General features: G+C 67.3%; 6 protein-coding genes. 5 read left to right on the forward strand and 1 reads right to left on the reverse strand.

Going from position 1 to position 10525, the window contains the following annotated elements:
* Positions 1–291: 291 nt before the first annotated feature.
* The 4 genes from hfaA to RT123_RS14195 all read left to right on the forward strand — a co-directional run bounded on the left by hfaA (position 292) and on the right by RT123_RS14195 (position 5927).
* Positions 292–732 (forward strand): holdfast anchoring protein HfaA, encoded by a 441-nt coding sequence (gene hfaA, locus RT123_RS14180; protein WP_039247052.1) that lies wholly within the window; start codon positions 292–294, stop codon positions 730–732.
* Positions 729–1745 (forward strand): holdfast anchoring protein HfaB, encoded by a 1017-nt coding sequence (gene hfaB, locus RT123_RS14185; protein WP_039247049.1) that lies wholly within the window; start codon positions 729–731, stop codon positions 1743–1745. Before hfaA ends, hfaB begins: the two co-directional genes overlap by 4 nt.
* On the forward strand, positions 1672–2931 hold the full coding sequence (hfaD, locus tag RT123_RS14190; RefSeq protein ID WP_313009804.1) for a holdfast anchor protein HfaD: 1260 nt from the start codon (positions 1672–1674) through the stop codon (positions 2929–2931). The genes hfaB and hfaD overlap by 74 nt, the downstream gene beginning before the upstream one ends.
* Before the next feature lie 110 nt (positions 2932–3041).
* Positions 3042–5927: an insulinase family protein gene (locus tag RT123_RS14195; RefSeq protein WP_313009806.1), complete on the forward strand. Its 2886-nt coding sequence runs from the start codon at positions 3042–3044 to the stop codon at positions 5925–5927.
* 128 nt (positions 5928–6055) lie between these two features.
* Here the strand turns inward: RT123_RS14195 and RT123_RS14200 are convergent, their stop codons facing one another.
* Complete coding sequence (locus RT123_RS14200) at positions 6056–6958, reverse strand: hypothetical protein (protein WP_235559236.1); 903 nt, start codon at positions 6956–6958, stop codon at positions 6056–6058.
* Positions 6959–7260: 302 nt separating this feature from the next.
* Between RT123_RS14200 and ileS the strand changes: the two genes are divergently transcribed.
* Complete coding sequence (ileS, locus tag RT123_RS14205; protein WP_313009809.1) at positions 7261–10182, forward strand: isoleucine--tRNA ligase; 2922 nt, start codon at positions 7261–7263, stop codon at positions 10180–10182.
* Positions 10183–10525: the final 343 nt, after the last annotated feature.

Here is a 10525-nt window from a genome sequence, read left to right on the forward strand (position 1 = left end):
GATCAATGGGCGCGAACGCCATGCTCATGCCCATGTCGGGAAGGTCGCGCTGGAACAGATACAGTGTCGGCATCGACACCGCGATCAGCAGCACGACCAGCGGCACGTTGAACATCGGCTCTCGCGCCGGGCGGCTGTTCGGCGGATCGAATCGACCGGATGCATCTGACATGACGCCACAAATGCTCAGTGACCCGCGTCGCATCAAGCGCTTCTTAATAACCTTAATGCAGGTTGGGGTGCGGATCACGCTCGTGGTCCGGCGTTCGTTTGTGCGCGAGGAAGCCCGAAATGCCCGCCAAGAGGCTGTTTGTATCCACCGCCGTCATGGCTTTCGCCGCCGCTGCAAGCGTGCCGGCGATCGCGCAGTCGACGGGTTCGGGCGGCGCTGCGCGCTTCCAGCAGGGCTATGGCGGCGCGCGAACGGCCGCCAATACGGCCGCGACCGGCTATACGCGTGACGCCAACGGCAACCGACTGATCGTCAACGGCATCATCCAGTCCGGCGCCTCATCCTATTCCAGCCAGTCCGGCGGCGCGGCCTCGGCCTATGCCGGCGCGGGCGCGTCCAGCAACGGCGGCACGACCATCGGCGGCTCCACCGCCATCGGCAATCAGCTGAACGTGGTGGTCCAAGGCAGCCGCAACACCGTCATCGTCAACTCGACCCAGACCAATACCGGCGCCATCAACGCCGGTACGGCCTTGAACGGGAATATCAACCTGCCATGAGCCGCCGTCATCTTATCAAGGGGTCCGCCGCCGTCTCGGCCGTCGCCCTTCTGCTCGCCGGCTGCGTCAGCCCGGTCGCGGGTCCGTCGGGTCAATATGCGACGCCGATCGGCAATGCCCCGGTGACCGCAAACCCCACGCCCTATTCCGCCGCGCTGTATTGCCTGGCCGACTACGCCCGTCGCTACAACCTGCCCTCGCCGCGCATGGCCGTGGGCCGGATCAGCGACTACACCGGCACGGTGTCGTCCGACGGCGGCCGCCAGATCACCGGCGGCGCCTCCCTGATGGCCAACTCGGCGCTGGCCAAGGCCGGCGCCCGCATCGTCGAACGCTACGACACCTCGGTGTCCGAGCTTGAGCTGCGCTACGCCAACAACAAGCTGATCGGCGACCAGGCTCCCGACGCCAAGGGCCCCGAAGACACGCAATACCGCCGCATCCTGGCCGGTCAGGTGCCGGGCTCGGACTTCTATGTCGTCGGCGGCATCACCGAGGTGAACTACAACATCCGTTCCGGCGGCTTCGACATCGCCGGCGGCGAGGTCGACAGCAACCGCCCCGGCTCGGGCATCGTCAACCACCGCGTCTATGTGATGAACATCGCCATGGATCTGCGCCTGGTCCAGACGACCACGCTCGAGGTCGTCGATGTCGTCTCCTATCAAAAGCAGATCATCGGCCGCGAAATCTCGGCGGGCGTCTTCGACTTCCTGAACGGCAACGTCTTCGACATCTCGGCTGGCACGGGCGGGATGGAGCCGACGCAACTGGCGGTCCGCGCCCTGGTCGAACGGGCCACGGTCGAGTTCATGGCCAACCTCTATGGCGCGCCCGGCCCCGAAATCTGCCTGAACCCCGCCAACGATCCGCTCGGCGATTCCACGGTCGGCCCGACCGGCGGCTATTATCCGGCCTATCCCACTCAGGACACCAACAATGGCCAGACCCGCGCCGATCCGTCTCGTTGGCATGATGGCCGCGACGGCGACGTTCGCCGCACTCGCCACTGAGGCGAGCGCCCAGCAAACGCCGACCTGCGATCCGCAAGCCGGCGAAACCTGCTCCAGCACCCAGACGCAGACTGGCGATGTCACCGGCCTGGTGGATATCGACCTGTCCGTCGATCAGGTGACCGTCAGCACAAACGCCCAAGGCAATGCGCTTGCGGGCGGGGTCACAGCCGCCTCCGCCGGCCTGGTCTCGCGCCAGTCGATGACCGGCGCCACCGTGGCCCGCAGCAATGGGGTCGTGAACGGTGAGGCCGACGGCCAACTCAGCGTCGATACGACCGCGCGCGGCAACTATCTCGGCGTTACCACCGATCGCGCAACCTTCGCCGTGGACTCGAGCCAGTCCGCGACCGGCGACCGGGTCGAGGCCGGAACCTATGTTCAGGCGCCGAACGGCCGCGTCCTGCAGGGTGGTTTCGCGACCAGCACCGCCGTCGCCAACGCCGTCGCCCTGGGCGGCCCCTCCTCGTCCCTGACCGGCGTCATCGACCAGAGGGCCCAGACCACCGTCTTCGCCGAGACCGTCGCCGACGTTCAATACATCCCCGCGCCTGCGACCTTCTCGTCCCAGGCCGTCGCCAATGCGGTCCAGACCAATACGGCCGGCGCCTCGCACCAGGATCTGGCTATTCGTCAGTCCAACGCCGCCTCGACGACCGAGGCGCGCACCGACGTCTATGTCGACAACGGCTGGGACCTGACGGTCGGCGCCAACGCCGGGGCCAATCAGGCGATCACCGCCAACGCCGGCGGCTCCATGCTGATCCAGACGGACCAGGCGAACGCCGGCCGCGTCCGCGCCGACGCCCGCGTCCAGACCAACCTCCAGGGCCAGACGGTTCTGGCGGCCCGCAGCGTCGCCAACGAGACCGTCGCCGGCAACAACGACATCTATCTGAAGCTGGACAACACCCAGTTGAACACCGGCGGGGTCGAGGCCAACGCGACCTATGTCGGCGTCAACGGCTATGACGCCTATGTCGGCTCCGACGCCGTCGGCAATGCGGTGACGGGCTATGCCTGTTCCCAGTGCGGCGGCGACGTCAACGTCAACAACAACCAGACCAACAGCGGCAATGTCACCGCGACCACCAACGCCACGGTCTCGTCCGGACGCACAGCCGTGGTGGGCGCCAACGCCGTCGGCAACAGCGCCAGCTTCTACATCAGCCGCCCCGGCGGCTGATCCGAACATGACAAGTCGGTAAGGTTCGCCAGCCCCGCTTGTGGCGAAGGCAAGCACACTTTACACATCCGGCATCGCGCCATCGGGGGTTGCGGTTTCGGAGTGATACTATGCGTTCTGCGCGTCATCTACTGCTTGTCGCCGTCTCGGGACTGGCCCTGACCACCGGGGCGTTCGCCGCCCCTGCTCTCGCCCAAACTGCGCCGCCCGCTGCGGCCGCCGCCGGTCAGGTCGCGCCGTCCGCCCCCTGGGCCCAGGCCGCCAGCGACATTCCCGCCGACCCGGCCGTCCGTTACGGCCTGCTGCCCAACGGCATGCGCTACGCCCTGCTGCACAATGCGACGCCTCCGGGGCAGGCCTCGTTCCGCCTGCGCATTGACGCCGGCTCGCTGATGGAGCGCGACGATCAGAAGGGTCTGGCTCACTTCATGGAGCACATGGCCTTCAACGGCACCAAGGACGTGCCGGAAAACGAGATGTTGCGCATCCTCGAGCGCCTGGGCCTGGCCTTCGGCGCCGACACCAACGCCTTCACCAGCTTCGACCAGACCGCCTATATGCTGGAGCTGCCCAACACCAAGGACGAGACGGTCGATCCCAGCCTGCACATCCTGCGTGAGATGATGTCGGCGGCCCTGATGGCGCCGGACGCCATCGATTCCGAACGCGGCGTCATCGTCGGCGAAGAACGGACCCGCGACACGCCGCAACTGCGCGTGCTGAAGACCCAGCTCGGCCTTCTGGCGCCCGGCCAGCGTCTGTCGGAACGCCTGCCGATCGGCGACCTCGACATCATCCGCACCGCGCCGCGCCAGCGCTTCGTCGACTTCTACGACGCCTACTATCGCCCCTCGCGCGCCACCTTCATCGCCGTGGGCGACTTCGACGTGGATGCGATGGAGGCCAAGGTCCGCGCGGCCTTCGGCAATTGGAAGCCGACCGCCGCCGATGGTCCGGAGCCCGACCTGGGCACTGTCGCCCCGCGTCAGCCGCAGACCAGCATCCTGGTCGAGCCGGGCATTCAGTCCTCCATCCAGATCAACTGGATCAAGGCCCCGGACCTCAGCCCCGACACGGCCGCCGAGCGCGCCGCCGACGTCCGTCGCGGCCTGGGTCTGGCCGTGCTGAACCGTCGCCTGGGCGAGATCGCCCGCGCCGACAACCCGCCCTTCATCGGCGCCGGCGCCGGCTATCAGTCGCTGTTCGACAGCCTGGACGCCGGCACCCTGTCGGTCGCCTTCAATCCCGGCGGCTGGCAGCGTGCGCTGGAAAGCGTCGAGCAGGAAAGCCGTCGTCTGGCAGAATACGGCGTCAGCGACGCCGAGCTTCAGCGCGAGATCGTCAACACCCGCACCGCGCTTCAGAACGCCGTGGCCTCGGCCGCGACCCGTTCGACCCCGGCCCTGGCGACCGGCCTCCTGGGCGCCGTCAACGACGACCAGGTCTTCAGCTCGCCCCAGACCAACCTCGATCTCTTCAACAAAGCCGTCGAAGGCCTGACCGTCGACCAGGTCAATCAGGCGACCAAGGCGGTGTTCGAGGGCCAGGGCCCGCTGCTGCTGTTCAGCTCCCCCGTCCCGGTCGAGGGCGGCGAGGCCGCCGTCACCGCTGCGCTGGAGGCCTCGCGCAATACGCCGGTTCAGGCCCGCGCCGCCGAGGCCGAGTTGAAATGGCCTTATGACAACTTCGGCGCCCCGGCGGTCCCCGCCGCCCGTTCCGAAGTCGCAGATCTGGGCGCGACCCTGGTTCGCTTCCCGAACGGCACTTTGCTGAACATCAAGAAGACCGACTTCCGCGCCGACCAGATTCTGGTCAGCGCCCGCACCGGTCTTGGCGAACTGGGCCTGCCTGCCGACGCCCTGTCGCCCCTGTCGATGGCCAGCACCGTCCTGGCCCCCGGCGGTCTGGGTAAGCTCAGCCTGGACGAAATGAACCGCGTCCTCAGCGGACGCACCTATAGCGCCGCGGTTAATCAGGCCGGCGACGCCTATATCTTTGCCGGCGCCACCAAGCCCGCCGATCTCCAGCTGGAGCTTCAGGTCCTGGCCGCCTACCTGACCGATCCGGGTCTGCGCGGCGCCTCGTTCGAACAGACCAAGGCCATGTTCCCGCAGATCCTGGCCCAGCTGGGCGCCACGCCGCGCGGCGTCTTCCAACGCGACGCCTCGGGCCTGCTGGCCAGCGGCGACGCACGTGAGACGACCCCGACCGCCGAACAGATCGCCGCGATCCAGATCGACGACATCCGCTCGGGCGTTCGCTCGGCCCTGGCCCAAGGTCCGGTCGAGATCACCGTCGTCGGCGACGTCGACGTCGACGCGGTCATCGCCGCCGTCGGCTCGACGTTCGGCGCCCTGCCCTCGCGCGGTCAGGCGCCCACACCGCCCGCCGGCTCGACGGTGCGCAAGTTCCCGGCCCCGACCGCCACACCAGTCCAGCTGTATCACACCGGACCCGCCGAACAGGCGTTGGGCTTCGTCGCTTGGCCGACCACCGACCAGGTCGAGGATCGCAAGACCGCGCGTCAGTTGTCGATTCTGTCGGACGTGCTTCAGCTGCGCCTGAACGATGAAATCCGCGAGAAGCAAGGCCTGGCCTATTCGCCCAGCGCTGGCTCGACCGCCTCGGACACCTATCCTGGCTACGGCTTCATCTCGGTGACTGCGGAAACTCCGCCGGCCGCCCTGCCCAAGCTGTTCGAGACCGTGGACGCCATCGCCGCCGACCTGCGCGACAATCCGATCAGCGAGGACGAACTGAACCGCGCCCGTCGCCCGGCCGTCGAGCGCATCCGTCGCAGCATGGCCGACAACGGCTATTGGCTGACCCAACTGTCGCAGGCCCAGAGCGATCCGGCGACGCTGGACCAGACCCGCAACCAGATCGCCACCCTGGAAGCCGTCACCGCCGCCGACCTTCAGGCCCTGGCTCGCCAGTATCTGAAGTCCGACAGCGCCTGGCGCGCCACCGTCACGGCTCAGCCGGCGGCCCAGTAACGCCCACGAAAAAGGCCCCGGTTCTCGCGAACCGGGGCCAGTCGTCAGGATCGTCGACGGAGAGCCGACGGTCGCCTTATCTCATGTCCCGCCTGATCGGCGGCTGAACGGGCGTGTTTAGGTCCGGTTCAGAAGACCCGGCCGCCGACGCCGCCGTCCAGGGTGATCACCCCGGTCAGCACGGTCGCGCTCTCGACCTGTTCCTCGCGGTATTCGGTGTATTCCTCTTCGCGATACATCGTCAGGATCTTGATCCCGGCGCCGTAGCGACGCAGCAGCGAACGCTCGTTGCAATCCCGCTCGGGCTTCTCGGGCCGGCATTCCAGCTTGCCGCCCGTTCCGTACCACAGCGCCTCATGCTTGCGGCAGGTCAGGGTCGTGCCGTGATCGAAGCTGATGTCGCCATTGTAGTCAGCGATGGTCGCCTGCAGCCATGTGCCCGACAGGCAGCGATACAGCTCGCCCTCGAACCCTTCTGCGATCTCGCGATCCGGCCGCACCTGCGAGGCGGGGTGCGGCACCTGGCGGTCGTCGATGCAGACGGCCTGGATGACGACCCGCTTCATCATGCTGCGGAAGGCGCTGTAGGGGGTGCGCACGGTCTGGGCGATCACGCCCTCGACGGCCAGGCCCTGGATGGTGGTCGGATAGGGTTGATCGACGCTGACATAGGCCGCGCCGCCGCCTCCGCCGAAGCTGCCCGAGAACCCGCCGGCGCGCGCGTTGACGTAGGACCGCGCGCCCGCGTTGGCGTTGGCCCCGGCGCCCGCGTTCGCATTGGCGCTCGCCCCAAGGTTCACGTTCACATTGACGTTGGTGTTGATGTTGCCGTTCCAGTTTCCACCGCCGCCGGGACCGCAGTTTCCACCGCCGTTGCAGGGCGGCGGCTCAGGCGGAGGCGGAGGCTCGCACGACGTGCAGGGCGGCGGCTGACAGCCGGACGTGCATTGCGCCAGCGCGGCTCCGGCGCCCGCCGAGACGGCGAGACCGGCCGCCAGGCCCAGCATCCATTTCGTGATCCGCAGCCGCATCGGCGGGAACTCCCAAGCGAATATCGTGTCGGCCGAACAAGATTCCGGCCGATCCTCCCGTCACAAAACCGCAAAAGCCTTTCGTTTCCGTTGATGAGGCCTGCGCTTCGGGATGGCGCAATGCCGCATCCGTCTGCTAGACCGCCCGCACAATGACCGTCCGCGTCTCCATTCGCCTGATTTCGATTAGCCGCCCGGCGTAGCGCTCCTGGGCCTGATGGCCCCGTGCACGCCGGGAAGACCGCCCTGATGATCGGGCGAACGAAGACAGCGACCTATTTTTCAAGACGCCGAGACGACCAATGGCCGACGCCCCCGAAAATACCTCTGAATCCACCGCCCGCGACTATCGTGACACCGTCTTCCTGCCCGAGACGCCCTTCCCCATGCGCGGCGGCCTGCCCCAAAAGGAGCCGGTCATCTTGGAACAGTGGGGCGACCTTTACGGCGCCCTGCGCGCCGAGCGGCAGCAGCAGAACGCCCCCCTCTACGTCCTTCACGACGGTCCGCCCTACGCCAACGGCGACATCCACATCGGCCACGCCCTGAACAAGACGCTGAAGGACTTCGTGGTCCGCAGCCGGTTCCTCCTGGGCTACGATGTCGACTACGTCCCCGGTTGGGACTGCCACGGCCTGCCGATCGAGTGGAAGATCGAGGAGCAGTTCCGCGCCAAGGGCCGCCGCAAGGATGAGGTGTCCAAGGACGAGTTCCGCCGCGCCTGCCGCGAATACGCCGGCAAATACATCGACCTGCAAAAGGACCAGTTCCACCGGCTGGGCATCGTCGGCGACTTCGCCAACCGCTACGCCACCATGGACTTCACCTCCGAAGCCGCCATCGTCGCCGAGTTCCACAAGTTCAAGAACTCGGGCCAGCTCTATCGCGGCTCCAAGCCCGTCATGTGGTCGCCGGTCGAGCGCACCGCTTTGGCCGACGCCGAGATCGAGTATCACGACCACGTCAGTCCGACGATCTGGGTCAAGTTCCCGGTCACGGCCATGTCGGACGACCATCCCGACGACCTGCTGGCCTTCCGCTCCAGCACCCCGTCCATCGTCATCTGGACGACCACGCCCTGGACCATCCCGGCCAACCGCGCCATCAGCTACGGCCCCGAGATCGCCTATGGCCTGTATGAGGTCACGGCCATGGAGGAAGGCCTGGAGTTCGCGCCCTGGGCCAAGCCCGGCGACCGCCTGATCCTGGCCGACAAGCTGGCCGAGGAGGTGTTCAAGGCCGCCAAGATCGCCGCCTGGACCCGCGTCTATGACATCAATCCTTCGGGCCTAGAGACCGCCCACCCGCTGGCCGCGCTCGACAGCGGCTACGGCTTCTCCGTGCCCCTGCTGGCCGGCGATCACGTCACCGACGACGCCGGCACCGGCTTCGTCCATACCGCGCCCGGCCACGGCGCTGACGACTTCGAGGTCTGGAAGGCCCACGGTCATCACGAGGTGCCGGATACGGTCGATCCCGACGGCGCCTACTACCCCGGCGTCCCCCTGTTCGCGGGCCTGAAGGTGCTTGAGACCGAGGGCAAGAAGACCGGCAAGTTCGGTCCCGCCAACGGCGCGGTGATGGAAAAGCTGATCGAGGCCGGCAACCTGTTGGCGCGCGGACGACTGGAGCATTCCTATCCGCACAGCTGGCGCTCCAAGGCGCCGATCATCTTCCGCAATACGCCCCAGTGGTTCATCCGCATGGATCAACCCTTGAAGAGCGGCGACACCCTGCGCGAGACGGCACTGAACGCCATCGACGCCACCGCCTTCCATCCCGTCGCCGGCAAGAACCGCATCCGCTCGATGGTCGAGGGCCGTCCCGACTGGCTGGTCAGCCGCCAGCGCGCCTGGGGCACGCCTCTGGCCATGTTCATCGACAAACAGACGGGCCAGCCCTTGCATGACCCCGAGGTCGATGCCCGCATCGTCGCGGCCGTCGCCGAACACGGCGCCGACATCTGGTTCACCGCGCCCGACAGCGATTTCCTGGGCGCCCACGACCCGGCCCGCTACGAAAAGGTCGAGGACATCCTGGACGTCTGGTTCGATTCCGGCTCGACCCATGCCTTCACGCTCGACCCGCGCCTGCCGGAAAACGGCTATACCGGCGACCGTCCCGCCCACTGGCCCGCCGATCTCTACCTGGAAGGCTCCGACCAGCACCGCGGCTGGTTCCAGTCGTCCCTGCTGGAAGGCTGCGGCACGCGCGGCCGCGCCCCGTTCAAGGCGGTCCTGACCCACGGCTTCACCCTCGACGAGAAGGGGGAGAAGATGTCCAAGTCCAAGGGCAATACGACCGACCCCCTGACCATCATCAAGGAATCCGGCGCTGACATCCTGCGCTTGTGGGTCGCCTTGGTCGACTATTCGGACGACCAGCGGATCGGCAAACAGATCCTGCAGACCACGGTCGACGCCTATCGCAAGCTCAGGAACACCGTCCGCTATCTGCTGGGCGCCCTGGCCGATTTCGATGAGGCCGAACGCCTGCCGCTGGACCAGATGCCGCCGCTTGAGAAGTTCGTCCTGCACCGCCTGCACGAGTTGGACGTTCAGGTCCGTGCGGCTTACGGCGAATACCGCTTCCAGGACGTCGTCCGTCCGGTGCTGGAGTTCTGCGCCGGCGACCTGTCGGCCCTGTATTTCGACATCCGCAAGGACGCCCTGTACTGCGACCGCCCCGACAGCCTGCGCCGTCGCGCCGCCCGCACGGTGATGGACGAAGTCTTCATGCGCCTCACCGCCTGGCTGGCCCCGCTGACGCCCTTCACGATGGAAGAGGCCTGGACCACGCGCTTCCCCGACGCCGGCTCCAACTGCGCGCGGGTCATCCCCGACACCCCGGCCGAATGGCGTAATCCGGCTGAGGCCGAGCGTTGGGCGGCGATCAATACGGTTCTCGAAGTGGTCAATGAATCGCTTGAAGCCGCCCGCCGTGAGAAGCTGATCGGCGGCGCCCTTGACGCGTGGCCGACCGTCACCGCCCCGGCCTCCGCCTTCGCCCCGTTCGAAGGCCTCGACGCGGCCGAAATTTTCCGCACCTCGGGCGCCGATCTTGTCGAAGGCGAAACCATCTCGGTCACGGTCGCTGTCGCCGACCACCCCAAGTGCGCCCGCTCCTGGCGCCGCGTCCCCGACGTCGGCTCCGACCCGGCCTACCCCGACCTCTCGGCCCGCGACGCCGATGCGGTTCGGTATTGGGACCAGACGCACGCCTGACCACAACACTGTCTCCTCCCCGCCTGGCGGGGAGGGGGACCGCGAAGCGGTGGAGGGGTTCTAGACGCCGCTTAAGCGCCTGCGATGCGGGAAGAGCCCCTCCGTCTCTCCGCTGCGCGTCAAGCCACCTCCCCATGAATGGGGAGGAGACGATGCTCAGCCATCGCAATGCCGCTGGTCCATCCGCAGCGATTTCAACCGCTTGCCGATTTATGTCGCCCCTCTCCCATCCACGGGGTCAAACGGCCCCATAATAAATCCGTCTCGTCGCATGGAGGGCTCGTAAGGCTGCGACCTTGCGGCGGCGAGAGCGGAGGGAACGGGGGCGATGGTGAAATCCCAT

Origin of the sequence: Brevundimonas vesicularis (assembly GCF_032067225.1) — a bacterium.
Classification (GTDB): Bacteria; Pseudomonadota; Alphaproteobacteria; order Caulobacterales; family Caulobacteraceae; genus Brevundimonas; species Brevundimonas vesicularis_F.

Bases quoted from the DNA above. Each gene is read 5' to 3' on its own strand.
- hfaA (WP_039247052.1), top strand. From the start codon at position 292: ATGCCCGCCAAGAGGCTGTTTGTATCCACCGCCGTCATGGCTTTCGCC.
- hfaB (WP_039247049.1), top strand. From the start codon at position 729: ATGAGCCGCCGTCATCTTATCAAGGGGTCCGCCGCCGTCTCGGCCGTC.
- hfaD (WP_313009804.1), top strand. From the start codon at position 1,672: ATGGCCAGACCCGCGCCGATCCGTCTCGTTGGCATGATGGCCGCGACG.
- RT123_RS14195 (WP_313009806.1), top strand. From the start codon at position 3,042: ATGCGTTCTGCGCGTCATCTACTGCTTGTCGCCGTCTCGGGACTGGCC.
- RT123_RS14200 (WP_235559236.1), bottom strand. From the start codon at position 6,958: ATGCGGCTGCGGATCACGAAATGGATGCTGGGCCTGGCGGCCGGTCTC.
- ileS (WP_313009809.1), top strand. From the start codon at position 7,261: ATGGCCGACGCCCCCGAAAATACCTCTGAATCCACCGCCCGCGACTAT.